Source organism: Halococcoides cellulosivorans, assembly GCF_003058365.1.
In the GTDB taxonomy this organism is placed as follows: Archaea; Halobacteriota; Halobacteria; order Halobacteriales; family Haloarculaceae; genus Halococcoides; species Halococcoides cellulosivorans.
In genome coordinates, this window is record NZ_CP028858.1 from 39226 (window position 1) to 65752 (window position 26527).

Genomic DNA, 26527 nt, shown 5'->3' on the forward strand with positions numbered 1-26527 from the left:
TTCACAGTTCAGCACGTTCAACGCGAAACGAAATGCGTCACGCGCCAGTGCAGTGCTCGGGCGACCGCGGACCGAGACCCCTCGCCAATCTTCACCCCCGTGAGCACCGATGAGTGCCGATCGACACGCGCGGTGGCTGATCACCGCGCTCGTCGTGATCGTCACTGTCGGTGCGAGCGGTGCGGTCGCAACGACGGCGACGACAGGGGACGGTCCCGACGCGAACCTCACCTCGGGAGCCACGTACGCGTCGGACACCACGCTGGCCATCACGACCAACGCCTCGGAGACCACCTGGGGAATCTATCGGCTCCCCGAGGGCGAGTCGATCCTGACGCCCGTCGGGGAGGTCTCTATCGGGGCCGACGGGACGGCGGTGATCGATCTCGGGGCGCTCGATTGCCCACCGGGGTCGTACGTCGTCGGCCCGTCGGTGTACCACCACCGGCACTTCGAGGACGGCGTCGCGCGCCCGCTGGGAGGTAACCAGCGCGCGGCCTTCGGGGTCGTCGACCAGTCACTCGACGCCCAGATCGAGACCCAGCGCGTCGACGGGGCGGAGCGCCGCGTTCTGACGGTGCGCTCGAACGTGGCGACGTCAGACATCGTCCTCGCGTCCGAGACGCTGTCGCCCGCACAACTCCACGCGGCGTTCGGTGGGGCCCGGACGGAGGAGGGCGTGGTGCTCGGCGGTGAGCCCAATCGGTCGGTCGTGGCGGATCTCGCGGGGCTCGAACCGGGGCGACACACGATTCGGGTGACGTCGACGGTCGGGCCGGCGACCGACACCGCCGTCCTCGTGATGGACCCGTCGGCGGGTGTCGCGACGTATCGCGCCATCGATCCTCCCACCGACGCGCTCTCGCCCTCGGAAGTCATGGCGGCCCAGGGCGACTATCTCGCCGACGAGATCGATCTCGCGACGGTCGTCGCCGTCCTCCGGACGTACGTTTTCGGATGAGCCGATCAGCTGGTGACCGGTGGTCGGACTCCCGCCCAATGGCGACGTTCGCGCCAGTTGGCAAAAACATCATATAAAGTTTGTGCCGAACAGGCAAGACTCCCTACTTTCACGATTCCGTGATAGGCCACGAAAACGCGTATAGCGGGCGTGATACGCCTGTCTGACTTCCCGGTCGCTGAGAATGCGGTGATCGTTTAGGTCAAACCCGATCGTTTTTTCACTGGGAGGACGGAGACCTCAGACATCATGGACGAGAACGGAACGGACGGCTGGAATATCGTCGTCTGCGTGAAGCAGGTCCCCGACGCGGCCGACGTGTCGATCGACCCCGACACGGGGCGGTTGAATCGCTCGGACGCCGAGGCGGTCATGAACGATCCCGACTACAACTCCGTCGAGGCGGCCCTGGAGTTGCGTGAACAGGTCGGCGGCACCGTGACGGCGCTCTGTATGGGCCCGCCGAACGCCGAGGAGGTGCTCGCGGAGGCGGTCGCGATGGGTGCTGACGACGGCGTCCTCATGACCGACCGGGCCTTTGGCGGATCGGACACCTGGCCGACGAGTCTCGCGCTGGCGAGCGGGGCCGCCGAACTCGACGCCGACGTCGTGCTCGCGGGCGAGGAGACGACCGACTCATCGACGGGGCAGGTCCCGCCCGGGATCGCCGCCCACAACGAGTGGGCCCAACTCACCTACGTCGAGGAGCTGGAGCCCGACCCCGAGAACGACCGCCTGATCGCCCGGCGCGACATCGAGGGCGGGTACGAACGCGTCGCTGCCGACCTGCCGGTGTCGGTCGCGATGAGCTACGGCGAGAACGTGCCCCGGACGGCGGGGCTCCACCGCAAGATCTACGCCGAGACGGAGTTCGACCCCGAGGAGTGGTCGGCCGAAAAGCTGGGCATCGAAGACGAGGTCGGCCTGGCGGTCTCGCCCACGCAGGTCGGCGGGATGGACACCGCCGAGCCCGTGCCACGCGAACAGGAGACCGTCGACAGTGCCGACGAACTCGCCGATCGGATCGCGGAGGTGCTCTAGATGGCCGCCGTTGGCGAGCCAGACGTCGATCTCGACGCCCACACCGACGTCTGGGTCTTCATCGAACAGCACGACGGCGAGGTCGCGGCGGTCTCCTGGGAACTGCTCGGGAAGGGCCGTGACCTGGCCGATCAGAAAGGCGAGGATCTGGTCGCGCTCGTCCTCGGCGAGGACCTCGAGGAGTCGGGCATTCCCGACGAGGCGATCGACCGCGGGGCCGACCGCGTGCTCGTCGCCGACGATCCGGTGTTCGCGCCGTATCGTGCGGACGCCTACGGCCAGCAGTTCCGCCACCTCGTCGAGCAGCGAAAACCCGACATCGTCCTGATCGGCGGGACCCACACCGGGCGGGACTTCGCCGGGCGCGTCGCGGTGCCGACCCACGCGGGTCTGACCGCCGACACGACCGAACTGGAGATCACGCCCGACCAGTACGAGATGCGCCGGCCCGCGTTCGGCGGGGACGCACTCGCGACGATCATCTGTCCGAACCACCGCCCGCAGATGTCGACCGTCCGGCCGGGCGTGTTCGACGAGCCATCGCGTGGTGACGGCGACGGTGCGATCGAGCAGGTCGAGGTCGTCGTCGAGGAGAACGATACGAAAAGCGAGGTGCTCGAACGCGAAGTGGGCGACGTCGCGGACATCACCGACGCCGAAGTGATCGTCGCGGGCGGCATGGGCGTCGAGGGCGAGTTCGGCCCGCTCGAACGCCTCGCAGAGTTGCTCGACGCCGAACTCGCGGGCACGCGCGACGCCGTCGAGGCGGGCTGGATCGATCCGGCCCGGCAGGTCGGCCAGACCGGCAAGACCGTCCGTCCGAAACTGTACGTCGCGGTCGGGATTTCGGGCGCGATCCAGCACGTCGAGGGCATGGACGATAGCGAAACGGTCATCGCGATCAACAACGATCCGAACGCACCGATCTTCGAGAACGCGGACTACGGCATCGTCGGCGACTGTGACGAGGTCCTGCCGCAGTTGATCGAAGCGCTCGAACGACAGGAGGTGGCGGCATGACCGAGACGCCGAACTACGACGACTCGTTCGACGCCATCGTCGTCGGCGGCGGGCTCGCGGGCTCGTCCGCGGCGATCACGCTCGCTCAGCGGGGCTACGACCCGATCGTGATCGAGCGCGGCGACACCCCCGGTGCGAAAAACGTCTTCGGCGGCGTGATGTACACGCCGACGATCCGCGATCTCGTGGACATCGACGACGCGCCCAAAGAGCGCTACGTCGCCCAGAAGGCCTACAGCCTGCTCAGCGAGGAAGGCGACGAGACCCGCCTCACGATGCAACCCCACGACTGGCGCGAGCCACCGCACAACGACTCGTGGATGGTGCTCCGCCGGGATTTCGACGAGTGGTTCGCCCAGCAGGCCGTCGAGGCGGGCGCGACGCTGATCACCGACACGACCGTCACCGACCTGATCGTCGAGGGCGGACAGATCGTCGGCGTCGAGACCGACCGGCCGGACGGCGACCTGCGCGCGCCCGCGGTCGTCCTTGCGGAGGGGGCGAATTCGCTGGTCAGCGAGGCTGCCGGCCTGAAAGAGCCGGATGCACGCGACGACGTCGCCGTCTCCGTCAAGGAGGTTCGCACGTACGACCGCGAGACGATCGAGGAACGCTTCAACCTCGACGGTGAGGCCGGCGCGGCCTACCACTACTTCGGTGACGGCGCGTGTGGCGACACCGTCGGCGGCGGCTTCCTCTACACCAACAAGCGTACGATCGCACTCGGTGTGGTCTACCGGATCGCCGACGCCAACGACGACGAAACCGGGCCCGAGGCCGTCCTCAACCGGTTCAAGTCCCACCCCGCGGTCGCGCCGCTGATCGAGGGCGGCCGGATGGTCGAGTACGCCGCTCACGCCGTCCCCGAGGGCGGGCCCGACGCGGTCCCGGATCTCGTCCACGACGGCGCGGTGATCGCGGGCGACGCCGCGAGCCTCGTCCTCAATTCGGGACTGCACCTCGAAGGGACGAACATGGCGACCGAGAGCGGCCACCTCGCGGGCCGGGCGATCGCCGACGCGCTGGATCAGGGCCGGACCGACGCCGCCGCGCTCCAGCCGTATGCCGACGCGCTCGCCGAGTCGTACGTCATGGAGAACCTCGAAGAGTACGGCTGGGCGATGGAGGCCGCCGCCGACGAACGCGAGTTCGTCTTCGACGACCTGCCGCGAGCGGTCGCCTCGGCCAGCGCCGAGTACTTCCGTGTCGACCGCGTACCGAAAGCCGACCACCTCAAGGCCGCCAAGCAACGGATCCTGCACGCCACCGGTGGCTACACCGGTGCGATCCGGAAGGCCTGGAAGTTCCGTAAAATGTTCTACTAACCATGTCAGCAACCCCTGACGTTCCCGACAGTCCAGATGTCGAGACTCCCTCGATGGAGGACCGCCTGTACACGATCAAATACGAGGACGCGGGCGAATCCCACCTCGACGTGAAGCGGGCGGGCGTCTGCGAGGAGCAATGCACCACCTACGACTGCATCTCGGTCTGTCCCGCCGACGTCTGGCGGACCGAGGGTGACGCCGCGATCCCGTCGATCGCCTACGAGAACTGCCTCGAATGCGGCAGTTGTCGCTGGGCGTGTACGTACGACAACGTCATCTGGGAGTACCCCGAGACCGGCGCGGGCGTCTCGTATAAGTTCGGGTGACGCCACCGCGCGGTGCGACCGTTCTCAGGCCGGACCGAGCAGGCCCGGAAACTCCGCGTCGAGAATCATCACGATCGAATCGACGACCCGTTGGTCGAAACTGATCAGCACCTCGTAGTCGTCGCCGTCGGGGCGGGCGAGAAAGACCGCCCCGGCCGCCCGGGACCCACCGTCGAAACAGACGAAGGCGATGTCGTCGAACGCGCCGTCCGTGTCGACGTACCGGTGTCCGGCCGGGACCGACGTGTCCCGACGCTCGACGACGGTCGTGACGGTGAGTCCGTCCGCGACGAGGCGGTCGGTGGCGCGCCCGATAGCGGCCTCGAACGCGCCCATCTCGGGGAGCAGGGCCGCACAGACCCGCCCGTCGCCCGTGTGGGACGCCCGCCGTCCCACCTCCATCGTCAGCGTGACGAGATCCTCTGGCGATCGGTGGCGGATCAGGCTCACCGGGGCATCGAGCAGTTTTGCGACCTGGGCGTCGGCCGCGGATTCCACCGCCGGCCGGTCGGCCCCCTGGATCCAGGCGTCGTTCAGGCGCTCGACGATCAGTTCGATCGGGATCGTCTCCTCCCGATCGGGCCCCTCCAGTCGACCGACGCCCTCGGCCACCGACCGATCGGTCTCGACGACGACGTGGTGGGCGAGCAGGGTCCCGACGACGGGGTCGATCCGCGATCGATCTGCCGGGCGGATCGTGAGGGACCGACGCGTGCGCTGGAGACATTGGAGGAGGGCATTCATGTGCCGGTCCGGGAGTGCCACTCGCCGGTCCGTTCGTCGTCACGAACCTGAAACTCGCGGCGACCGTCCTCGGTGATACGCGTCTCGACGACGACCGAGGCCAGGCCCAGCAGGCGATTCCGGTCCGGATCGTCCAGGGCGTCGGTGTTCAGCGTCGAAATCGTCACGCCCGCGCCGCCCCGGGTCTGGGTCCGAACGCTCTCCGCGAACTGATAGACCGTCTCGGCGTCGTTGTACATCAACAGGGCCGAGAGGCTGTCGATCAGGACTGGTGGGGCCGGATCCTCGACCGCATCGGTCGCCTGCGCGATGGCGATGCCGATGCCGGTCAGATCGCCCGGCGTCGAGACCGAGTACACCTCCTCAGATCGGTTCGTGACGCCCGCAGTCGCGTCGACGACGCTCAACGCGTCGACCGCGCCGCCCGCCGCGTCGTACTCGGCCTGGACCTGGTCGGCGGGGTCGGTCGTCGAGACAGAGATCGCGTCGCCGTCCTGGGCGACGGCCGCGAGCAGTTCGAGGCCGACATCGAGTTTTCCCGACAACGCCGGGCCGACGATCAGGACGTGCGATCGCTTCTCGCGAAGCGTCGCCGGAGAGAGAAGCGTCTCCAGGCGAACCCCGGATTCGGCCGTCTGCTGTCCTGGTTCAACTGACACGATCGCTCACGACGCAGTGTTCGGCGCGGTCTCATAAGTACCTTCTCGCAGATACACTCGGGACGGACGACGCTCCGGGGGCCGGACGCCCTACAGGCGGTCCTCACCCTCGCGGGTCCACTCCCGTTCGACCGTCCGGTTGTCGGTCCGGACCCGGTCACCGATCCCGACGGCCGCGACCGCGTCGATCGTCGATTCGTCGTCCAGACGGTGCCGGTGACCATGCCCGAGTCCGCGCCCACCAGTCACAAAGCGATTGTGCCGTCCGCGACCGACCGAGCGGCCCGGGCGTTTATGGCGATTTCCGTCCAAGGCCCGACATGGTTCGCGTGCTCGTGGCTGGCGAGGCCCTGATCGACATGTACCCGGCCGAGGAGGCCGACCGCCTCGCTGACGTGGAGCGCTACGCTCGCCGCGCAGGTGGCGCGCCCGCGAACGTCGCCGTCGGACTCGCCGCGCTCGACGAACGCCCCTGGCTCTGGACCCGCGTCGGTGCGGATCCGTTCGGTGAGCACCTCCGTGAGACGCTCGCCGCGTTCGACGTGCCCGACCGGTTCGTGTCGGTCGATCCCGATCGGTCGACCGCCCACACCATCGTCGGCACCGACGAGTCCGGCGATCCGGTCTTCCAGTTCTATCAGGCCGAGACGGCGACGATGTGCCCCGATCCGGCGACCGTCACCGACGCGGCGCTCGCAGAAATCGAGTGGCTCCACGTCGGTGGCGTCTGGCTGGCCGACGAGACGGCGCGAGCGGCACTCCTGGACGTCATCGACCGGGCCGACTGCCCGATCTCGTTCGATCCCAACACGCGGCCGGACCTCTGGGATTCGGAGGCCGAGATCGAACCGACGGTCTCGGCGGCCCTCGAAGCCGTCGACGTGGTGAAAATCGGCGCGGGCGATCTGCCCTGGCTGGCCGCCGAGGACCCGATCCGGGTGGCCGAGCGCGTCCGTGGGTACGGCCCACACACGGTGTTCGTCACCCGCGGGGCCGAGGAGGCGATCGCCGCGAGCGACGGCCGTGCGCCCTGGGGGCCCGCCGAGCACCGCGTGACGCCACCGACCGTCGAGGCCGTCGATCCGACGGGCGCGGGCGACGCGTTCACGGCGGGCGCGATCGCCCATCTCGTCGCCGGAGACGACCTGGCGAGCGCACTCCAATACGGCGCGACCGTCGGCGCGCTCGCGACGACCGAACAGGGCGCGATGGCCGCCATTCCCGACCGCGAGACCGTCGCACAGTATCTGGAGTGAGGCGACGGCGCGCGTCGATTCAGAGTGCGCCCTGGTCGACCCGATAGATCGTCACCGCGTCGAACTGCCCGACCGGTTCCACCGCGTCGAGGCGCTGAATCGTGATCTGTGAGTACTGCTCGCGTTCTTTCGGGCCGACGTAGACGTATTCGACGTCGTACTGCCGGAGGAGTTCGCGCTGGCGGTCCACACCGCCGGTGAACATCACATCGACGTGGCCGGCACGCTCGTAGTAGGCGTCCGGGCCGTGATACCCCGTCTCGTGGACCCAGCCCGCGACCGTCGGGATCCCGGTCAGACTCGACGGGGCGTTGCGCCACTGATAGGGGTCGCGTCCGGGCCGACTCAGCAGTGTCGGCTGGCCCTCGCGCCGATCGAGCCAGGCGATCGCCCTCGCCTCGTCGGGGTGGTCGGTCTCGACGAACGCGAGCGCGTCGAGAGAGGGGTCGTCCGTGCGGTGAGTGGGCGACCCGAAGTGCGCGGGCACCGCGAGCGCGGCGTAGATCGACGTCGAGACCACCAACAGCGCCGCGAGGATTTTGAACCGGCGTCGCCAGGCTGGCCCCGAGAGGCCGAGTCCGGGGCGCTGCTCCGCGATCAGGACGGCGAGCGCGGTGCCCGCGCCGGTCGCGAACAGCACCCAGATCTGCATGTACAGTTTGAACACGGTGTTGTACCGCCCGCCGCCGGCGTTCTCTTCGAGGAAGACGAACTCCGCGAGGACGATCAGGCCCGCGCTCGCGACGACCAACACCGATTCGAACCCCGGGCTGGGCCGGTCGCGAACACTGCCGTCGCGGGCGAGCAGCCAGCCTGCCCCGACCAGCGGCGCGACCACCAGGAGTGCGGACACCCGGAACCGAATCGCCAGGAACCCCGCGACGGCGAGCGCGAGGGCCGCGATCACGGCGTCGGTCGCGCCGATCCGATCGGTGGTTGTCCCGAGTCGACCGACGGCGTATCGCGAATAGTGGAGCCCTGCGATCACCAAAAACGCGCCGTGGACGAGGACGAGCGGCACGATCGGGCTCCGATCGGGGAGGAACCCCATTCCTTCCGAACCGCTCGACACCACCAGCCAGTACGGGAGGACGATCACGACCGAGAGCAGTGCGATCAGCGTCGCACTCCCGAGTGCGACGCCCAACCGCCCGAGTTCGCGATCGATCCAGCCTTGCTGCGGCGGGCGGACCCGATCGGGCAACAGCTCTATCGGGTCGGCCGGCGCGAGCACGATCGTCACGGCGGCGAGGCCGGCGATCGTCGGCATCGACCAGGTGTTGGTCACCGAGACGATCGCTCCGACCGCGGGGAGGCCCACGAACAGGAGTGCGCGCCGCCGCCAGCGCTGGGCGGCGGGCGTCCGATAGTACCCGAAGAGCACGGTCGCGCCCAGCAGGAGAAACGGCGTGCTCATCATGTGGGCGTGAAGGTCGCCGTTGAGCCACGCGAACAGCGGGAACTCGTTGATCGTCCCCCCGATCACTCGGCTCGCCGACCAGTAGCCGAAGCTGCCGATCCCGGTCGCGAGCCCGTCGAGCGGGACGCCGAGGTCGCTCGCGATCGTCTCGACTGTCACCCCGAAGAACGGCACGCGCGCCCCGGTGATCGCGCCGGGTGTCACCAGCCAGAGCAACTGGGCGGCGGGCATGAGGTTGCTCGCGAGGCCGACGAAAAACGCCGCGAACGCCCCCGCGAGCCGGTCGTCGTGGCCGTGAGCCGTCGCGATGTTCCGCGCGAGGCCGACCGCGGCCGTGACGACCATCGCATAAAAGCCCGCGAGCGCGAGATTGTAGGCATATCGCGGGGCCGTCCCCGTCAGCCGGGCGAACAGCGCGGCCAGGAGGTGGCCGCCGTAGTAGTACCGGACGGTCTCGCCCGCGAACCAGACGTCCTGGGGCGGGAGGACCCCACTCCGCAGGAGCGATCGCAACAGTCCGAAATCGAGGAACTTCTCGCCACCGCCGGGGTGGACGGCGGGGTCGACCGCACGGATCGCGATCAGAAATAGGAACGCGGCGGTGAACACCGCGGCGGTCTCCGCGAATGCCCGGCGATCGATCGGGCCCGTTCGGCGGTGAGCGAGCAGCGCCGCGGCGACGACGACGCCGACGCCCAGCCACAGCCCCGCGGTGATCGAGACGCGCCCGACCCAGTAGACGACCAGCCAGATCACCCCCGCCGCGATCGGGAGGCCGACGCCAGCGCCCTCGTCGGAAAGCTGGGGGAGGAGGCTCTTGGCGATCGCCTGTCCGGCCGCCAGGAGTGCGAGGTAGGTCACCAGCCAGACGGCGACGAGACCGAACTCCATTCGGCGCAACGAACGGGACACGCCCATTTAGACCCGTTGGACTGGATCACCGGACAGCCACGCGAGGATCGCCCGTCGCCGCCACGCGACGAGCACTGCACCGACGGCGAGCACGCCCGCGAGCACCGCTGCGCCGCCGTAGTCGGCCCGCGCGGCCCGCGACCCCGCGATCGCGAGCAGGAGATAGCCGGGGAGTCGCCCGACGACGGCGATCGCGACGATGTGGCTGACCGGAATCCGCGTCAGGCCGGCGAGCAGACAGAGCACGTCGTCGGGCAGGCCCGGCAGGACGAACAGAACAAAGAGCGTCACCCGTCCGCGTCGGTCGAGAAGCGAGTCGTACCGGTCGAGCGTCGCTGTAGGGACCGACCGCTCGACGAACGGCCGGCCGACCTGACGGACGATCCCCACCGCGAGCGCCGTTCCGATCGCCCCGCCGAGCAGGCTGAGCGCCGTCCCCCAGACCGGCCCGAACAGATAGCCGCCGACGAACGCGACGACCTGGCCCGGGATCGGCGCGATCAGGACCTGGGTGGCCTGGACGCCGACGTACGCGACTGGAGCGAGCGGGCCGAGGCCAGCGAGCCACTCGCGTAGCGCGGTCGGGTCGATCGCCGCGGGGACCGGGACCAGCACCGCCGCGCTCACGAGCACGCCGACGAGCGCGACCAGCGCGACGATCTGGACGGTCCGCGTCGTCGTCACCGCACGCGCGTTCCGCTTCACGATCGGGCGATCGGTGCGCGCGCTCAAAAACGTTTCACGGCCGGGCGCTGCTTGGAGCAGCGCGCCCACCCCGTCGATCACTCGGCGTCCAACTCGAACTCGTGGCCACACTCGGGACAACTCGCCCGGTCGTGCCGGAGCGCGGTCGAGGACTCGCGGACGTCGCGCATCACCGAGGAGATCCGCTCTTCGGTGTCGAGTTCGTCCTCGACCGAGAGTTCGACGCCCTCGACTTCGAGGAGGAACTTCGCGACCTCGGTCGATTCGTACATCAGATCGTCGAGTTCGTCGGCCGTGAAGAACCCGCTCATCGCGCCGTAGAGGAAGGTCGCACCCGCCGTGCGGACTTTCTTCTCGAAGGAGGCCCGCGCTTCGTTGACCGCCTGCGGGCTGTAGGTGTCGGTCATGAAGGGGACCAACTCGGGCAGGTGCTCACCGATCTTGGTCATCTCGACGCCGGTCTCGGTCCGGAAGTCCGCACAGAGACGGGCGAGCGCCCACTCGCGAGCGGTGATGTACGTTCGATCGCGGAGGAACTCGTTGGCGCGCTCGTAGGTCCCGCCGTCGATCTTCTCGAAGCGGTCGTATTCGGCGACGTCCTCGGGGACGAATTCGGTGGGCTGGTCGGGAGCGTCGACCGACTGGGCGGGCGGGTCCGGGGCCGCACCAGCGTCGTTGGCGTCGTCGCTCTCCTCTGCAGCGGCGTCGCTGGACGGATCGGACGCTGTATCGTCGGAGCGGTCGTCGGACGCGTCCGTGCCGACCCGGTCGAGGTCGACCTGCTCGTGGGGCGAACGCACCGTCTCGCTATCCTCGGACTCGTCGCGATCCTCGGTCATGTCTTCGGGTGCGGTCGGACCGCGAAAAAGCGTGTCGTCGGCCGGGCAGCCCCTCAGGACACGCATGGTTGTCGAACGACCAGCGCTCAAAGCCCCGATCGACCGCCTGCGGATGCCCGGAGACCGACCGCAGGGGGATACCCGGGCATCACCCGTTCCTGGCCGGGTGCTGATCGGTCGTAACGACCGGATCGATTAGTCGTAGAACTCGTCGGTGGCCGCCCGGTCGGCAATGCCGGTGGCACTCACCACCCGCCCGTCGACCGAGACGGAGACGTCGGCCATGCGAGCGAGTTTGGGCCATTTCGTGGCCCAGGCCTCGGCCGTCGACTCTGAGATCGACGCGTCCGACTCGAGGATCCGCAGGAAGGTGGCGGTCGTCTCCTCCCCCGTGAGATCCAGCGCCCGGGCCCGGGCGATCTGGCCGTCGAAGCGCCCCTTCGCCGGCGCGGTCTCTAAATGGGAGGAGTGTTCGCGGCCCGCGATGAACGTCTGCTTGCCGAGCCGTTCGGTGATCAGGGCCACCGGGTCGCTGACCTCGGGGTAGTGCTTCCCGGACCCGGTTTTCGCATCGATAACTCCTTTAAGGCGGTTCCGGGGGTTGCTCCAGCCGTACATCCCGCTTTGGCCGTAGGCCACGGCGCCGTCCCGCACGCCGAATGCAACCTCCTGCTCGTCCTCCAGGTAGACGGTGAACCCGCCGTACTCGCTGGCCTCCTCGAAGTCGCCTTCTTCCTCCAGGGCCCCGGTCAGGTACTCGGCGTCGAGGTCGGTCTCCGCGACGCCTGCCATGTTCATGTCGACGAACGCCTGTACGTCGTCGAAGTCCACGTCCGGCTCGGAGAACGTACCCTCGATGTCGTCTTTAACGTACAGGTAGAAGTACTCCTCGAGGCGGTCCTTGTTGTTGGAAAACGTTTCTCCGTCGATGTAGGCGAAGGGATAGAACTCTCCTACTCCGATGGCCGAGGGTGTCGGCATCCAGTTCGTGTACCCCGGTCTCCCGATACCGCCACCGGGAATGGCGTTCGTGAGGCTCGAACAGCCCGCCAGCGCGGACGCACCGAGCGCGCTTGCCCCGATCAATACCTTACGCCGCGAAATGGATGGTTGAGCCATATGTTCTGTCCCCCGGACGCTCTCGCGTCTTGGGTAGAACACCCCTGGCTGCTGGAAAAAGCGTTACCATATTCGCGAACTGGCCCCAATCGGTCACCCTTGTCGGTGCGGTGTGGGAAAAGTGGGCCGGCGCATATTCGAACCTGACCGAGACTCGCGTCGCTCGCGAGGACGCGGTTACGGCCACCCGAAGGCCGAAGATACAGCTCACCGTCGTTGCGAAGTGGGGTGAAAATGGGCCGGCGCGAATTCGAATCGCGGTTACGGCCACCCGAAGGCCGAAGGATACCAAGCTACCCCACCGGCCCGCGTGTGAACGATAGCGGGCAAGCGAATTTAACCGTTCCGGATGGCGATCAGTAGCGCTCGTAGCCCTCGGTGTCGCCGTAGTTGTGGGCGATCGTGATCGCCTGATCGGCGTGGAGCGCGCGTGGCCCGACGCTCACTCGGGGCGCGTCACCGATCGCGTCGAGATCCGCCTCGGTGAACGAGCGGTGGTCCGAACAGACGATCACGGGGTCGGCGGGCCACTCCACGTCGACGATCGGATCGCCCGATTCGTGACAGACGAGCAGCGTCCCCGCCGCACGGGCGTGATCGAGCGCCGTCGCGCGACCGCCGCGTTCGAGCGTCAGGCCGGGTGCTGGCTCGACCGGGCGCTGGCCGATCAACTGGTCGCGCTCCGCCAGGGCGGTCCGGATCAACGCCGCCGTCGAGCGCTCGTCCGGCCGGAGGTTCCGGACTGCCGATCCGTCGACGGTCAGACAGAGGTCGTCCGCGAGGCTGACCCAGACGGTCGCGTCCTCGCGGATGTCGTGTGAGAGGAGCAACGACGCCGTGATCGCCCGACAGACCAGGTCGAGTCGGCCCGTCCCGGGCAGATCGTCGAGCGCGAAGTCGGGATCGGTCGGGGCGTCGTGAGCGAGCAGGCAGACACCGCGCATGGCCGTCGGTCGGCCGGGCGGGACAAGGCGGCGTCGGTTTGGAGCGCTCGATCGGGGCCCGAACGCGGGGGCACGATCGACTGCACTCGTCCCTCGACCGATCCCGCCGCATCCGCGCGACCACAACCCACTTCGCCGGGGCCACCCGACCGCCGGACGTGGACCCTGGGACCTACACGCTGATCGTCGAACTGGCCCGCGATCGCACGATCACGGTCGGTGCACTCGGTGAGCGACCGTTCCCGGCCGGCGCGTACGCCTACACCGGGAGCGCGTTCGGCCCCGGCGGGTTGGCCCGCGTCGATCGCCACCGTGAGATCGCCAGCGGCGAGCGCGAGACCCGCCACTGGCACGTCGACTACCTGCTGGGCGATGCCGCTGCGACCATCGAGAGCGTCGTCACGGCCCCCGAGGCGGACATCGAGTGTGCGGTCGCACGGTCGATCGACGCCGGCGTCCAGGGGTTCGGCGCGAGTGACTGTGACTGTGAGAGCCACCTCGCGCACGCGGGCGACGTGAGCGCCCTCCGGCGGACGGTCGACGACGCCCACGCCGCTCACCGCTGATATGGCGGCGTTCTCGTCCCGGAAGCGGCGTTTTTATCCGGTGGGAACGCTCCGCCCGGTTAAGTCCCGCTGTGTGTAACGTCCACTGGAGGATTCAGAATGCCCGAAGTCGATCAAAACATCTGCACTGGCTGTCAGATCTGTGCGCAAACTGCCCCCGAAGTCTTCGAGATGAAAGACGACGGTCTCGCTCACGCGATCAGCGACGAGTCCACGCCGGAGGCCGAGCAGGCGGCTCAGCAGTGTCCGGTCGACGCCATCTCGCTGTAGGCGTCTCGCGGTTTCCGATGGGCTCCGGACAGTTCGCTCAGCGGCGCGTCCGTCCCGAGCGGACGTATTCGAGCGCCGTCGAGAGCTGTCCGGGGTCGACGTTCTCGCCCACGACGTGCGCGAAACGGGGGTGGGGCTGGTCGTCCATACAGTTCTACATTGTTTTTCGTGTGTATTATGTGTGGTGGTCGGTACCACGGGCGGGGGGAGGGGAACGTCAGCCGGCACGCTGACGACACCACGATCGCAGCCTCCAAGGTGGCTCCCGCCCGCCCACCGGTATGTACGCCGTCGTCGGCTGTCGGGACTGTGGGGCGTTCTGGGTGATCGAGGAGCGCCCCGAGAGCACCGAGTGCCCCCGGTGTGGGACACGGCACCCGACCGATCGGCTGAAGCGGTTCGTCGAGACCACCGACGCCGACGCCGCCCGGGAGGCCCGCGGCGCGATGCTCGCCGCCGACGCGGGCTTCGAGGAACTGTACGACCGCCTGGCGTCGTTCGACCGCCTCGACGCGGCCGCCGACGCGGCGGGGCCCGACCCGGACGAACTCCTCGCGGCCGCGGGGATCGACCCCGCGACCGCTGCCGACGCCGCGTCGCGCGATCGCTCCTCGCTGGGCCGCCTGGAAGTCGTACAGCGGGCGATCGAGCGGGCCGACCCCGCGACGGAGGCGGCGATCGTCGAGCGCGCGACCGATCACGGCCTCGACGCCGAGACGGTCCACGAGGCGCTGGCGGCGCTGCGCGAACAGGGGACGGTCGTCGTCGCGGACGGTAGCTATCGACTGGTCTGATGGCGGGGCCAGGTCTCTGTGGTCGGGGTCCGACCGGTCGATCGGCCGTGAACCTTGAAATGGGTGCCCGTCGAACGTAGTGCCATGCCAGCGGATCCCGCGGACGAACACCTCGACAAGGTACTCGGCGTCGGCCTGGGCGTGGTCGCGATCGTCTCCGCGTTCCTCGCGCTCGGCTTCGCGATCTGGGGCCTGCCCTCCGGTGATGGCCTGTCGGTCGTGTTGGTCACGACGGGCCTCCTCTCGATCGCGTATCTCGTCGCCGGCGTCTACGATACGGCGTACGCCAAACCCCGACGGGGTGTCTCGAATCTCACCGCGTCCGCGGGGATGGTGTTATCGTTCCTCGCGACGTTTGCGGCCGCTCCACAGCAGTTCATGGCCGCCGGCTTCGTGTTCATGATCGTCGCTGGCGGCGCGCTGATGATCTGTGGATTCCGTCTGAACGTCCTCGACCGTCTCCCGCAGGCGTGAGTCTGCACGTTTATATGTCGACCTCGCCTTTGGGCGAGCGATGACGCTGTCAGTTCGTCGCGGCCTCGCCACGCTCGGGCGGACGGCGACGATCGTCGGCCGGCTCCTCGGGATTCGAGACTCGCCAGTGCCCGACGAGTGGACCCACGTGACGAAGATCGACCCAGAGCGCGGCAAGGACCTCCCGCTGTGCTTTCCGCTGTATCTCCAGCACACCAGTGCCGTCGAGGTCGGCGGGTCGACCGACGTCACCGACGCCAATACCGAGGAGACGCTGGAACTGGTCGCGAACCGTCCGCGTCCGGCGATCCAGGAGCCCTCGGGGGTCAAACAGATCACCGAGCGCACGCGCAGTCTCGCCTCGTTCATGGCGATCCCGGAGGTGCTCAACGGCGACGTCGAGAGTTTGATCGGCACGCTCGGGGCCGGCGTCGAGTACCTCGACGAGGAACTCGCGCCCGAGGCCGTCGAGTCGGCCGCGGGGTGGCTCCCGCCCTGGCTCGCCGATCCCCTCACCGAGGCCGCGGTCGACTGGATCCTCGCGAGTGCGGCCTTCGAGGCGTATATCGTGATGAACCCCGACAGCGCCGCCGCGCGGGAGTCCGGGGTCACCGCCGACGACCTGCTCGACCCCCGGACGGCCAAACGACGTGCGATGGCCGCCGAGCGACACCTCGACAGCGAGATCGTCTATCTCGAATACTCGGGGACGTTCGGTGGGACCGAAGCGACGGCGATCCTCGAAGCCATCTCCGAGGGTGTGAGTCGCCCCCAGATCTGGTACGGTGGCGGCCTGGGCAACCGGGAGGATGCCCGCGCGGTCCTCGATGCGGGGGCGGACGCCGTCGTCGTCGGCAACGTCTTCCACGAGATCGCTGACGAACAGCGCTCGACCGTCCGGCGCGCGCTCACCGCGCTGGATCACGACGCCGACCGCGCGGCGATCGCGTCCTGGATCGACGACGCCGTCGACGTCTCCGCATCGAGTGCCGCGAGCTACCTCTCGACGAATCTGGACGTCGCCCGCCCCACCGAGCGCGCTCGTGAGTACCTGATCACGACGATCGCGACCGCGCTGGCGCTGGAGGCGGTCCGGGCGGAGTTGCCCGCCGATCCGGATCTGGCGGCCGTTGCCGACGCGGTCGCGCGGGCGGACCCGCCGGTACTGGACGAACTCGACGGGGTGGTGGATCGCGACTGGGCCCGCGGCCTGCTGGTCGCGGCGCTGGCCGACAGCCTCGGCATCGAGACCGACCGCCCGGTCCAGCACCTCGCGGCGCCGATCGCGCACTCCTGACGGGGAGAACCCTTTTTGCCCGACCGCGCGAATCTATCCCAATGAGTTCCCTCCGGTCGATTTTCGAGTCGATCACCGCCGACGTCGACGGGGTCTTGCTTTTCTCACCGAGTCAGGATCAGTACGAGGAGGTGACCGCCGATGGAGACGACCCGCCGATCGTCGTCGGCCCCTCCAACGAGGTCGACGCCGCAACCTTTGTCGAACTCCCGCTGGATTTCTCCGATCCGACCGAGCGGATCCGCTTCGGCCTCGAGGGCGCGATCGCGACCGATCTGCTCGCCGGCGACGCCGTGGTGGTCTGTGTCATGGGGATGTTCACCGCCGCTCCGGACACCATCGTGCGCGTGCGCGCCGACGAGTTCAGCCGCTCGGGGGTGTACGACCTGTTCGCGAACTCCCGGGCCGACCCGAGCGTGATTCGCGACGTCTTCGAGGTCGCCGTCGAACTCGGGCGGAAAGGCCAGAAAGGCAAGCCCGTCGGGGCCCTGTTCGTCGTCGGCGACGCCGGCACGGTGATGAACAAGTCTCGCCCACTCTCCTACAACCCCTTCGAGAAGTCCCACGTCCACGTCGGTGACCCCATCGTGAACGTCATGCTCAAGGAGTTCTCCCGCCTGGACGGGGCCTTTGTCATCTCGGATTCGGGCAAAATCGTCTCCGCGTACCGGTATCTCGAACCCGCCGCCGAGGGCGTCGACATCCCGAAAGGATTGGGTGCGCGTCACATGGCCGCGGGCGCGATCACGCGCGACACGGGGTCGATCGCGGTCGTGTTGAGCGAGAGCGACGGCATGGTTCGGGCGTTCAAGGCGGGTGAACTCGTCCTCGAACTGGATCCGGAGGCATACTGATGGCCGCCGTCGGTGTCGCCCTCCCCGACCTGGCGCCGATCGGCGCGGACCTGCTGGTGGTCGCGGTCGCCGCCGCGATCGTCGGGCCGGCGGCGGCGCTGATCGTCCGCTACGTCGCCCGGCGGATCCTGGAGGAGGCGGGGATCGAACAGAGCGTCGAGGGGACGGTCTTCGACCGGTCGATCCGTCGCCTGGGGCTGTCGACGATCGGCTTTTTCGCGCTCCTGCCCGCCCTGTTCATCTACGCGCTGACGGTGCTGGTCGCGTTGAACACCACCCAACTCCTCCGGACGGAACTGTCCGCGAGCGCGACCGCCCTGTTCCCGAACGTCTTCGTCGCCATCGTGTTCGTCGTCGTCGGCCTGATCGCCGGTGACAAGGCCGGGTTGATGCTCGAAGAACGTCTGAAGGGCGTCAAACTCCCGCAGGTTCGGATCGTCGCTGACGGCGTCAAGTGGTCGATTTTCTTCCTCGCGGCACTGCTCGGGTTGACCCAGATCGGTATCGCGACGCTCCCGCTGGTGGTCGTCCTCGCGGGCTATCTGTTCGCCCTCGTCGTCTTCGGCGCGGTCGCCTTTCGCGTGCCGCTGTCGGCGGCCGCCGCCGGCGCGTACCTCCTCTTGAGCGAACCGTACAGTATCGGGGACGAGGTCGTCGTCGACGACCACCGCGGGATCGTCCAGGAGGTCGACCTGTTCGTCACGCACATCGAACGGGACACCGAGGAGTACATCGTCCCGAACCACCGCGTCCTCCGGTCTGGCATCGTTCGCGTTCGGGAGTGAGTCGCCGCGGGGACGCTGAGGGACTCGACCGGCCAGCGCCGGCGACGTCTCGTTCCCGGTGGCGGAACCGAACGCTTATCATTTGTCGTGTGCAGAATTGGGTATACCAAACACAACTATGTCGACACAGACTGGATCCATCTGGAAGGGCTCTCCGAGGCTGGAACGGGTCGTCGAACAGTTCGGTCCGCAGTGGTTCGGATCGACGATGGGGACGGGCGCGCTCGGCGTCGCGCTCTCGATGGTGGCCGCGGCGACCGGCGTGGGGGCCGTGCAGGTCGTCGCCCGGGCGTTCGTCGTGCTGACGGCGCTGTTGACGGTCGCGTTCACGATCCCCTGGCTCGTCCGGACGGTCACGCATCCCGAGCAGGTTCGGGCGGACCTCGCGCATCCGATCCGGAGTCAGTTCTTCCCGACGATGCCGATCACGCTGATCGTCCTGGGACTGGGTATCGCGCGCACGATGGGCGGCGTCCTCTCTCAGGCGATCTTGCGCCCGGCGCTGACACTACTATTCGTGCTGGGGAGCGCCGGGATCGTGGCCTTCGGCTTTCTGTTGGTCGTCTTGCTCTTCACCAACGACGACATCGCGATCGATCACGGCGTGTTCGCGTGGTACATCCCGCCGGTGAGCCACCTCGTCATCCCGCTGTTGGGCTTCTGGCTGGTCGAACAGTATTACGCCGGGACGGCGACCGGGGCGCTCTTTTTCGCCGTCTCGACGATGGCGATCGGGGTGGGAACGTTCATGTTCCTGTTCGTCGGGTCGATCGTCTTCCACCGGTACGCCTACGGGAGTCTCCCGCCGGAGAAACTCGCCCCAACCTTTGTGATCGGCCTCGCGCCGACCGCGATCCTGGTCGTCGCGATCGGTCGCCTGATCGGCGCGCTGGAGGCGGGGGTCGGTCTCTCGATCGCCGTCGAGCCACTCGTCCCCTTCCTGAAACTGCTCGCACTCGGACTCTGGGGGTTCACCGCGTGGTGGTTCGTGTTGACGCTGTCGCTGGTCGCCCACTACGTCGCCCGGCGTGACCACCCGTTCTTTTTCACGTGGTGGGCGTACACGTTCCCCACGGCGGCGGTCGCCATCGCCTCGGGCGTGATGGCCCACCTGTTCGGGACGGTGGTCTTCGAGGCCGCGCTGATCGCGATCACCACGCTGTTGACGGCCGTCTGGATCGTCACCGCGACGCTCACGGGTCGGATGATCCTCCGCGGGCAGGCGTTCCGCCCCGAGGATTAGGGAGCGAGCGTCGGGCAGTCGCTCGCCGTGGTCGCCTCACAGGCTGTCTGGCAGGTCCGGTCGATCTCTCCGTGCATCGCCTCGATCGCCGCGGCGGGCAGCGACCGCCCGACGCGATAGGCCCGCTGGACCGCCATCTCGACGTCGAGGTGGCGCTCGAAATACTGTTCGACGGTACAGCGCCGCCAGAGGATCTCCCGGGCGATTCGCTCGCCGCGATCGGTGAGTTCGACGCCCTCGTAGGGGGTGTACGCGACGAAGCCGCGATCCGCGAACGCCTCGACCATCTCGGTGACGCTCGCCGCACTCACGCCGAGAGAGTCCGCGAGCGCGCCGTTGCTGATCGGCGGGTCGGACCGCAACTGGCGGTCGAGAATCCCGCAGAGGTACCGTCCTTCCCCCGGACTGACGGGCCGATCGTCTGCGTCGAGTGTGGACTTACTCATCGGTGCGCCAGTAGACGATCGTCCGGCCGGTCTTGCGACACTCGCAGTCACCCCGATCGACCAGCGCGTCGAGTTTACTCCGGGCCGACTGGGTGGTGACATCCAGTCGCTGAGCGACGTCGCTGGTCGTCACGGCCGGGCCGTCCACGGCGTCGAACACCGCTCGCACTGCGTCGAGGGTGAGTTCCTCGGTGTATCGGCCCTTTCCGTCGCGCGAGCGCCGACCGCCCCCGCCTCGGTCACCGTGGGGGCCCGTCCCGTCGCAGTTGCCGTCCCGTGGTCCGCCGCGCTTTCGACCGGCAGGCCCCCGGTTCGACGATGGCGATCCGTGGGCGGGTCCACTGGCCACCTTTCCGCCACGCGACTTGCCGGTCCGCGCGCTCGATCGGCCGGTGTCGTGATCGGACATGCCCGATCGTTCACGCCCGACCAGCAAAATCCTTCTGGTGGTGCGGTATTGGTACTGCCAACTGGCTCGGTCGCGTCGAGCGCCCCTCAGAGGTCGATTCGCGATCCCGCACCGACCCGGACGAAGGCCTCCCCGAACCGATCGTCGAGGGCGCGCCGGGCGACCTGCCCGGTGCAGTGGGTCGGCGCGATCCGTTCGATCCGGCCGTCGAGCCAGTCGACGATCGGCGCGATCGCCTCGCGGGAGTCTGCTCGAAGGTGGGTCCCGCCGACGACGGTCCGGACGGGCCGATCGAAGACCGATTCGGCGTACGCGATCGTGTTCCGCAGACCGGCGTGACAGCAGCCCAGTACGAGGCTGACGCCATCGGAACTCTCGACGGCGAGCGACTGGTCGTCACGCACGGGATCGTCGACCAGTTCGCCGTCCTCGCGGATCTCGCCCGTCCGACTGTCGGGGTACTCGCGGGGAATCTCCCCGAGTGCGTGGATTCCGGGCCGGAGTTCGACGGGGTCGGTGTGGGTCTTCACGTCGATCCGCGATTCGAGCCACTCGCGGTCGTAGCGCATCCCGATCGGCTCGTCGCCGTGATATTTACCCTCGAACGCAGCCGGGTGACAGTAGAGGTCGTCGGCGTCGTCGAGGAAGTCGGGCAGTGCGGTCGTGTGGTCGTAGTGCCCGTGGCTCAAGACGATCGTCTCGAACGGGCCCTCGTCGAGCAGTGCGGCGTTGTGGGCCGCGACGCCGGTCTGGCCCGTATCATAGAGGAGGTCGTCGATCGCCGCGGAAAAGCCCCACTCGGCGCGCAGGCCTTTCGGTCGAGAGCCTTTCACTTCGTTGTCCGCGAGGATGGTGACGGTGGGCATGGTGGTGACTTATCTCTCAGTGGGAGTGTCCGTCGCCGTGGTCGTGGTCGTGATCGTGACCGCCGCCGTCGCCATGACCACCGTCGCCGTGGCCCGAACAGTGCGACCCGTCGGGGGTCGCCCGGTCGAGATCGTCGTCCTCGAACGCCTCTACCGCGTCGCGGACGCTTCCCTCGGCTCCACAGTAGACCTCGATGTCGAGCGCGTCGAATCGCTCGACGGCTTTCTGGCCGAGATTCCCACAGACGAGTGCGTCTGCGCCCGTATCGGCCACGATCTGGGGCGGTGAGCCACTCCCGCCGTGGTGGCGCCCGTCGTTGTCGATCACCTCGACGCTGTCGCTGTCGGTGTCGACCAGCGAGTAGTTCGGGGCCCGCCCGAAGTGGCCCGAGACTGGCGCGTCGAGTCCGCCGTCGTCGAGACTCGGCACACAGATCAGCATGGATCGCAACAATCTCCGCTTCCCAGTCGCTTGATGGTTCCGGTCGTCGGGAGTGGACGGCCGGTGAGACGTGATTGATCGGACACTGTGGACAAATCGCTGACTCGGTGTTCGGATCGACCCAACGCTCACCGCTGCGCTGCGAGTGCGACGAACGACCCCTCTCCGTGGCCCGCCTCGACCGGGTCTGGGCCGTCAGCGTCGGCGTCCTCGAACAGCGTCTGCGCGGTCGCCTGCTCGGTGAAGCCAGCATCTTCGAGCGCGTCCAGAATATTTGCCGTCGAGTGAAAAATAGCCTCGCGATAGAACGAGTCGGCCGCCGCTCGCTCTCGATAGCGCCGTCCGAGCGGGCTCTCGCGGTCGATATGGCCGACGAGGATCGTCGCGCCGGGCCGGAGCACCCGGCCGGCTTCGGCGAGCGCCCGATCGAGGTCGTCCAGAAAACAGACCGTCGTCACTACGAGCGCGGTGTCGAACCGATCGCTGGCGACCGGTAGCGACTCGGCGACGCCGACGAGGGGCCGAACGCCGCGCTCGCGGGCCCTCGCGAGCATCGCGACGGACGGATCGACGCCGACGCTCACGCGAAGCGGCGCGGCGAATCGCCCGGTCCCGACGCCGATCGCGAGTCCACGACCGATCGTCGAGGGCGCGACGCGACGGAGCGCGGCGAGTTCGGACCGGTAGACGGCCGCGTGTGTGTCGAACCACGCGTCGTACTCGGCCGCCCGCCGATCGAACGGGTTCTTCGACACGATCGTCCGTTCGGCGTGGGGAACCACCAGCCTTCTGCCGGGGGCACCGACAGCCGAGACGACCGATCGATTGAGGGCGATCCCGCCCCGAGGGTGGGCATGGACCTCGCGTACGGCCCTGTGCCGTCGCGTCGCCTGCACAAGAGTCTCGGGATCAACACGATTCCGCCGACGACCTGTCCGTACGCCTGCGTGTACTGCCAACTCGGACCGACGACGACCAGCGGGACCGACCGGCGGGAGTTCCACTCGCCCGACGAGATCGCGGCGGCGGTCCGCGAGCGCCTCGACGCGGTCCGGTCGGCCGGCGAGTCAGTCGACTACCTCTCGATCGTCCCCGACGGCGAACCGACGCTCGACGCGAACCTCGGCGGGACGATCGACCGCCTGCAGGACTTCGACGTGGACGTGGCGGTCATCTCGAACGGATCTCTGCTCGCGGATCCGGAGGTGCGGGCCGACCTGGCACGCGCGGACTGGGTGTCGATCAAAGTCGACGCGGGCACGGCGACGACCTGGCGACAGGTCGACCGGCCGAACGGCCGGCTGGATTTCGAGGCGATCCAGCGCGGCAAAGAGGCGTTCGCGGCCGATTTCGACGGGACGCTCACGACCGAGACGATGCTCGTCGACGGCGTCAACGACGAGGCCCACCACCTCGATGCGACCGTCGATCGCGTCGCGGCGATCGACCCCGACACGGCCTACATCGCCGTTCCGACGCGTCCACCCGACGAGGACTGGGTTGACCCCGCAACGGAGGCGGCACTCGCCCGTGCGTATTCGATCTTCGACGAGCGGTTGGACACCGTCGAGTACCTCATCGGGGCTGAAGGGCCGGCGTTTGCAGCGACCGGCGATATCCGAGCCGACCTGCTCGGCGTGACGGCGGTCCACCCGATGCGCGAAGCAGATGTCCGGGAGATGCTCGACCGGGACGACGCCGATTGGGCGGTCGTCGAGGACCTCATCGCATCGGGCGCATTGCTCGAACGGGAGTACGGCGGGACGACCTACTATCTCCGCGCGATCCAGACGGAGTGACCGAGGCCAGTCTCACCGATCGCACACGATCGCCGGGCGCTTTTCGCGGTCCTGCCCCTATCACCGCCGATGACCACACCGCGTGTCGCGCTGGTCGACGCCTCGCTTGGCTCGACGCCCGCCGAGCGGAATTTCCGCCGCGAGATCGATCTGCCGATCCGGGTCTGGCCGGTCAGCGAGGGCGATCTCCCGCCGCCGGTCGAGGACTGGGACGGCGACGCCGTGGTCGTGTCTGGCTCCCAGACGGCGGTCGACGACGATCGCGCGTGGATCGATCGCACGGCCGCGTGGGTGGCCGACGCGGTCGCCCGCGACGTGCCCGTTCTGGGCGTCTGCTGGGGCCACCAACTGCTCGCTCGCGCGCTCGGCGGGCGGGTCGAACCGATGGGCGAGTACGAACTCGGGTATACGACGATCGACCGCGTGGCCACGGATCCAGTCCTCGACCTGCCCGACGAGTTCTGTGCGTTCGAGAGTCACAGCGATCGGGTGGTCGATCTCCCGCCGGACGCGGCCGTCGTCGCGACGTCCGACCGCTCGATCCAGGCGTTTCGTGCCGGGTCGGCGCTCGGCGTGCAGTTCCACCCCGAGTACGATATCGAGACGGCCCGCTGGGTCGTCGAGAACAAACGCGAGGAGTTGTCCGACGAGCGCGTGGACGCGCTTCTCGCCGGGATCACGCCCGAGCGTCACGCCGAGACCCAGGCCGCGAAGCAGGTCTTCGAGGGGTTCGAGGAACTCGTTTCCCGCCGCGCTTGAATCAAACGGCCCGCGCCAGCGGATCCGGTCGACGGTTTCGTCGGTCGAGTCGGTCCCCCTGCGGCGGTCCTCGAATACGACAGACTGGGGCAAAATAATAACAATTTTAACGATTCCTTCGAACGATGATGTATGCGACGACGAAGGCTGCTAAAAGGAACGGCGATCGCTGCGACAGGGTCTATTGGCGCTCTCGCCGGGTGTTCCACCGGCACGAGCGGTGAGGTTGTGACGAACGAGTTTGACAACCTCGACGTGAAATCGCACCGCCTCGAAAACACGACTATTCTCGGAACTGAGGCCGTCAACTGCATCGTGACCGCAGAGAACACCGGGAATGAACCCATTGCTCTCGCGCTGAACGTGACGTTGTACGATGGTGATACGATCGTGGCATCCGACGAACCCACCGTTGACGAGACGGTCAGGCCCGGCAATTCCAAGGAAATCTCGGAGGCTCACGAGGGCCGGAAAGAAAACGTGACGCGGTACGAGATAAGTATTACTGAGCAGTCGTTCGGTTTCTGAACTGTCGTCGGTGTCGCGCTTGTGACTACTCGTCTACGAGCGTGAACCACCAGTCGTACTGCTCGTAGCCCTCGCTATCGGCCTCGCTCTCGCGCTCGGCCACGGCCTCGCGACTGCCCGGTGGCGGGAGAAGGACGCGATCACCGAAGCGCTCGTTGTCGGGCCAGTTCGCGGGCGTCGCGACGCCCTCGCTGTCGCTGTGCTGGAGTGCGTCCAGCGACCGCAGGATCTCGTCGACGTTGCGCCCGATCTCCTCGGGATAGTACAGCACCTGCCGGACGATCCCCTCGGGGTCGACGAGGAAGACCGCCCGGACCGTGCTCGTCCCCGAGGCGGACTGGAGCATGCCCAGCCGACCGGCCATCTGGCCGCCCTCGTCGGCGACGATCGGGAACCCGATCTCCACGTCGAGTTCCTCGTCGATCCAGTCGGTCCACTTCAGATGGGAGTGGACGCGATCGACCGAGAGGCCCAGCAGGCTGGCGTTGCGCTCTTCGAAGGCCTCGCGGCGATCCTCGAAGGCGACGAACTCGCTGGTACAGACCGGCGTGAAATCGCCCGGGTGGCTGAACACGACGAGCCACTCGCCCGCGTAGTCGTCGGGCAGCGATCGGTCGCCGTGGGTCGTCTCGACGGTGATCTCGGGAAAGTCGTCGCCGATCAGCGGCATCGACGTCGTGGGGTCGCGCTCTGATACCATTGCATAGTAGGGTGGTAGTTGCACAATATTAAATCGAACGATCCATTCCAGGCAAGATTTGTTTCGGGTGTCGAAATCAAGATTTGATTCGACAGAGACGACCGGATCGATCAGACCATCGCGGCGACGTGCCAGAGGGCGACGATCGCGCCCGCGCCGGCGACCGTACTCGCCACGGCGTGGCGGCGGAGTCGGTCGGCGTCTCGCGAGCACTCGACGCTGCCGTGGCCCGACTCGCTGTGGCTGCCCACGTGAGAACACTCGGGGAGCATGTCGACGGCGACGTGGGCGAACACGCCCGTCGAGACGCCGTAGAAGATCGCCTGCACGACCTCCGAGAGGTCCGGCATCACGAGCGAGACGGGGATCGCCGCGAGTGCGACCGCGGCGGCGGGGACGACCATTACGGTCCGGGGCAGTCCGGCGGTCCGGAGCGATTCGGACCCCGTGAAGCCAGCGGGGAACTTGTGGGCGAGGACGCCGAACCCGAACAGCGCCGAGAGGCCCGGGAGCGACCCGTAGACCACGCCCATGATCGTCCCCGCCGCCAGCGCGTGGACGGTGAGTTCGCTTACCGTCGCGTTCAGCGGCAGGTCGTGGTGGGTCAGGAGGTGCCCGAGTTCGTGGCCCGCGTACCCGAGCAGATAGCCCGCCGCGATGGCGAACCCGCCGTAGGTGGCCGTTTGCGTGGCGAACGCGCCCTGCGGGGCGATGGCCTTCGGCGCGAGCAGGGCCGCCGCGCTCGCGAGCATCGCACCACTCGCCAGACCGTAGGCCCATATCTGTCGCCTGGGCCGGTCGAACTCACCGACGACGCTGATGGCCACGCCAGCGACCATCGCGACGAACCCGAAGGCGACGACGCCGACCAGCGTCGTCCGGCCTCCCCAGAGTCCTACCGCGAGGACCGCCGCGAACGCTATCGCGGTTAGCACACTCACACCGGTCGCGAGTCGCGTGGAGTCGTCGTGCATCGTTCTATCGTTGCCACCGAACAGTATTGTTTGTTTTGGACACAGCT

At 68.0% G+C, this 26527-nt stretch carries 32 protein-coding genes and 1 tRNA gene; 17 read left to right on the top strand and 16 right to left on the bottom strand.

What is annotated here, in order from left to right:
* Positions 1–109 precede the first annotated feature (109 nt).
* The 5 genes from HARCEL1_RS00170 (at position 110) to HARCEL1_RS00190 (ending at position 4676) form a co-directional block, all read left to right on the top strand.
* Entirely contained in the window at positions 110–961 is an 852-nt protein-coding gene (locus HARCEL1_RS00170) for a hypothetical protein (RefSeq protein WP_108380614.1), read from the top strand.
* A gap of 249 nt (positions 962–1210) precedes the next feature.
* The gene (locus HARCEL1_RS00175) at positions 1211–2002 is read left to right on the top strand and encodes an electron transfer flavoprotein subunit beta/FixA family protein (RefSeq protein WP_108380615.1); all 792 of its coding nucleotides are present in this window, start codon (positions 1211–1213) and stop codon (positions 2000–2002) included.
* Complete coding sequence (locus HARCEL1_RS00180; protein ID WP_108380616.1) at positions 2003–3022, top strand: electron transfer flavoprotein subunit alpha/FixB family protein; 1020 nt, start codon at positions 2003–2005, stop codon at positions 3020–3022. It begins immediately after the preceding gene.
* A complete protein-coding gene (locus tag HARCEL1_RS00185; RefSeq protein WP_108380617.1) occupies positions 3019–4347 on the top strand; it encodes an FAD-dependent oxidoreductase in 1329 nt (442 codons plus the stop codon). Before HARCEL1_RS00180 ends, HARCEL1_RS00185 begins: the two co-directional genes overlap by 4 nt.
* Positions 4348–4400: 53 nt before the next feature.
* Entirely contained in the window at positions 4401–4676 is a 276-nt protein-coding gene (locus HARCEL1_RS00190) for a ferredoxin family protein (protein ID WP_233357361.1), read from the top strand.
* 24 nt (positions 4677–4700) lie between these two features.
* On the opposite strand, the gene HARCEL1_RS00195 is transcribed toward HARCEL1_RS00190, so the two are convergent.
* The 3 genes from HARCEL1_RS00195 to HARCEL1_RS13220 form a co-directional block, all read right to left on the bottom strand.
* Entirely contained in the window at positions 4701–5441 is a 741-nt protein-coding gene (locus HARCEL1_RS00195) for a hypothetical protein (protein WP_159076937.1), read from the bottom strand.
* A complete protein-coding gene (locus HARCEL1_RS00200; protein ID WP_108380620.1) occupies positions 5417–6079 on the bottom strand; it encodes a DUF7504 family protein in 663 nt (220 codons plus the stop codon). The genes HARCEL1_RS00195 and HARCEL1_RS00200 overlap by 25 nt, the downstream gene beginning before the upstream one ends.
* A 90-nt stretch (positions 6080–6169) precedes the next feature.
* On the bottom strand, positions 6170–6328 hold the full coding sequence (locus HARCEL1_RS13220) for a hypothetical protein (protein ID WP_159076938.1): 159 nt from the start codon (positions 6326–6328) through the stop codon (positions 6170–6172).
* Positions 6329–6399: 71 nt separating this feature from the next.
* Between HARCEL1_RS13220 and HARCEL1_RS00205 the strand changes: the two genes are divergently transcribed.
* Positions 6400–7335 (top strand): carbohydrate kinase family protein, encoded by a 936-nt coding sequence (locus HARCEL1_RS00205; protein ID WP_108380621.1) that lies wholly within the window; start codon positions 6400–6402, stop codon positions 7333–7335.
* A gap of 19 nt (positions 7336–7354) precedes the next feature.
* Here HARCEL1_RS00205 and HARCEL1_RS00210 read toward each other — a convergent pair whose 3' ends face one another.
* The 6 genes from HARCEL1_RS00210 to HARCEL1_RS00235 form a co-directional block, all read right to left on the bottom strand.
* Positions 7355–9646, bottom strand: coding sequence for a DUF2298 domain-containing protein (locus HARCEL1_RS00210; protein WP_108380622.1), 2292 nt, complete (start codon positions 9644–9646; stop codon positions 7355–7357).
* Positions 9647–9673: 27 nt separating this feature from the next.
* Positions 9674–10372 carry a TVP38/TMEM64 family protein gene (locus HARCEL1_RS00215; protein WP_159076939.1) on the bottom strand — a complete coding sequence of 233 codons (699 nt, stop codon included), beginning with the start codon at positions 10370–10372 and terminating at the stop codon, positions 9674–9676.
* 77 nt (positions 10373–10449) lie between these two features.
* The gene (locus HARCEL1_RS00220; protein WP_233357362.1) at positions 10450–11211 is read right to left on the bottom strand and encodes a DUF5806 family protein; all 762 of its coding nucleotides are present in this window, start codon (positions 11209–11211) and stop codon (positions 10450–10452) included.
* A gap of 195 nt (positions 11212–11406) precedes the next feature.
* The gene (locus tag HARCEL1_RS00225) at positions 11407–12330 is read right to left on the bottom strand and encodes a hypothetical protein (RefSeq protein ID WP_159076940.1); all 924 of its coding nucleotides are present in this window, start codon (positions 12328–12330) and stop codon (positions 11407–11409) included.
* A 235-nt stretch (positions 12331–12565) separates the two neighbouring features.
* Positions 12566–12638: transfer RNA gene (locus tag HARCEL1_RS00230), tRNA-Pro, on the bottom strand.
* A 48-nt stretch (positions 12639–12686) separates the two neighbouring features.
* On the bottom strand, positions 12687–13274 hold the full coding sequence (locus HARCEL1_RS00235; protein WP_108380625.1) for a tRNA (pseudouridine(54)-N(1))-methyltransferase TrmY: 588 nt from the start codon (positions 13272–13274) through the stop codon (positions 12687–12689).
* Positions 13275–13432: 158 nt separating this feature from the next.
* On the opposite strand from HARCEL1_RS00235, the gene HARCEL1_RS00240 reads away from it, so the two are divergent.
* From HARCEL1_RS00240 to HARCEL1_RS00275, 8 genes are all read left to right on the top strand, one after another.
* Entirely contained in the window at positions 13433–13840 is a 408-nt protein-coding gene (locus HARCEL1_RS00240) for a GIY-YIG nuclease family protein (protein ID WP_108384019.1), read from the top strand.
* Positions 13841–13939: 99 nt separating this feature from the next.
* Positions 13940–14110, top strand: coding sequence for a ferredoxin (locus HARCEL1_RS00245; protein ID WP_108380626.1), 171 nt, complete (start codon positions 13940–13942; stop codon positions 14108–14110).
* Between the two features lie 281 nt (positions 14111–14391).
* Positions 14392–14904 carry a DUF5817 domain-containing protein gene (locus tag HARCEL1_RS00250; protein WP_108380627.1) on the top strand — a complete coding sequence of 171 codons (513 nt, stop codon included), beginning with the start codon at positions 14392–14394 and terminating at the stop codon, positions 14902–14904.
* A gap of 84 nt (positions 14905–14988) precedes the next feature.
* A complete protein-coding gene (locus HARCEL1_RS00255) occupies positions 14989–15378 on the top strand; it encodes a hypothetical protein (RefSeq protein ID WP_108380628.1) in 390 nt (129 codons plus the stop codon).
* A 40-nt stretch (positions 15379–15418) separates the two neighbouring features.
* A complete protein-coding gene (locus tag HARCEL1_RS00260; RefSeq protein WP_108380629.1) occupies positions 15419–16675 on the top strand; it encodes a geranylgeranylglyceryl/heptaprenylglyceryl phosphate synthase in 1257 nt (418 codons plus the stop codon).
* A 41-nt stretch (positions 16676–16716) separates the two neighbouring features.
* On the top strand, positions 16717–17529 hold the full coding sequence (dacZ, locus tag HARCEL1_RS00265) for a diadenylate cyclase DacZ (RefSeq protein WP_108380630.1): 813 nt from the start codon (positions 16717–16719) through the stop codon (positions 17527–17529).
* Positions 17529–18314: a mechanosensitive ion channel domain-containing protein gene (locus tag HARCEL1_RS00270; protein ID WP_108380631.1), complete on the top strand. Its 786-nt coding sequence runs from the start codon at positions 17529–17531 to the stop codon at positions 18312–18314. The genes dacZ and HARCEL1_RS00270 overlap by 1 nt, the downstream gene beginning before the upstream one ends.
* A 118-nt stretch (positions 18315–18432) precedes the next feature.
* Positions 18433–19557 carry a TDT family transporter gene (locus tag HARCEL1_RS00275; protein ID WP_108380632.1) on the top strand — a complete coding sequence of 375 codons (1125 nt, stop codon included), beginning with the start codon at positions 18433–18435 and terminating at the stop codon, positions 19555–19557.
* On the opposite strand, the gene HARCEL1_RS00280 is transcribed toward HARCEL1_RS00275, so the two are convergent.
* From HARCEL1_RS00280 to HARCEL1_RS00300, 5 genes are all read right to left on the bottom strand, one after another.
* A complete protein-coding gene (locus tag HARCEL1_RS00280; RefSeq protein ID WP_159076941.1) occupies positions 19554–20003 on the bottom strand; it encodes a metal-dependent transcriptional regulator in 450 nt (149 codons plus the stop codon). The two genes, HARCEL1_RS00275 and HARCEL1_RS00280, sit on opposite strands and share 4 nt — an antisense overlap.
* Positions 19996–20412, bottom strand: coding sequence for a hypothetical protein (locus HARCEL1_RS13660; RefSeq protein WP_233357363.1), 417 nt, complete (start codon positions 20410–20412; stop codon positions 19996–19998). Before HARCEL1_RS13660 ends, HARCEL1_RS00280 begins: the two co-directional genes overlap by 8 nt.
* An 86-nt stretch (positions 20413–20498) precedes the next feature.
* Positions 20499–21278, bottom strand: a complete 780-nt coding sequence (locus HARCEL1_RS00290; RefSeq protein WP_108380634.1) for an MBL fold metallo-hydrolase — start codon at positions 21276–21278, stop codon at positions 20499–20501.
* 16 nt (positions 21279–21294) lie between these two features.
* Positions 21295–21720, bottom strand: a complete 426-nt coding sequence (locus HARCEL1_RS00295; protein ID WP_108380635.1) for a NifB/NifX family molybdenum-iron cluster-binding protein — start codon at positions 21718–21720, stop codon at positions 21295–21297.
* A 128-nt stretch (positions 21721–21848) separates the two neighbouring features.
* Positions 21849–22475, bottom strand: a complete 627-nt coding sequence (locus HARCEL1_RS00300; protein WP_233357364.1) for a class I SAM-dependent methyltransferase — start codon at positions 22473–22475, stop codon at positions 21849–21851.
* A 99-nt stretch (positions 22476–22574) separates the two neighbouring features.
* Here HARCEL1_RS00300 and HARCEL1_RS00305 point away from each other — a divergent pair, with 99 nt between their 5' ends.
* The 3 genes from HARCEL1_RS00305 (at position 22575) to HARCEL1_RS00315 (ending at position 24806) form a co-directional block, all read left to right on the top strand.
* Complete coding sequence (locus HARCEL1_RS00305; RefSeq protein ID WP_108380636.1) at positions 22575–23519, top strand: radical SAM protein; 945 nt, start codon at positions 22575–22577, stop codon at positions 23517–23519.
* Between the two features lie 69 nt (positions 23520–23588).
* Positions 23589–24278 (top strand): type 1 glutamine amidotransferase, encoded by a 690-nt coding sequence (locus HARCEL1_RS00310; protein WP_108380637.1) that lies wholly within the window; start codon positions 23589–23591, stop codon positions 24276–24278.
* 132 nt (positions 24279–24410) lie between these two features.
* Complete coding sequence (locus HARCEL1_RS00315; RefSeq protein WP_159076942.1) at positions 24411–24806, top strand: hypothetical protein; 396 nt, start codon at positions 24411–24413, stop codon at positions 24804–24806.
* A gap of 25 nt (positions 24807–24831) precedes the next feature.
* Here the strand turns inward: HARCEL1_RS00315 and HARCEL1_RS00320 are convergent, their stop codons facing one another.
* Complete coding sequence (locus tag HARCEL1_RS00320) at positions 24832–25506, bottom strand: peroxiredoxin (protein WP_108380639.1); 675 nt, start codon at positions 25504–25506, stop codon at positions 24832–24834.
* 110 nt (positions 25507–25616) lie between these two features.
* Entirely contained in the window at positions 25617–26480 is an 864-nt protein-coding gene (locus HARCEL1_RS00325; protein WP_108380640.1) for a ZIP family metal transporter, read from the bottom strand.
* Between the last annotated feature and the right edge of the window lie 47 nt (positions 26481–26527).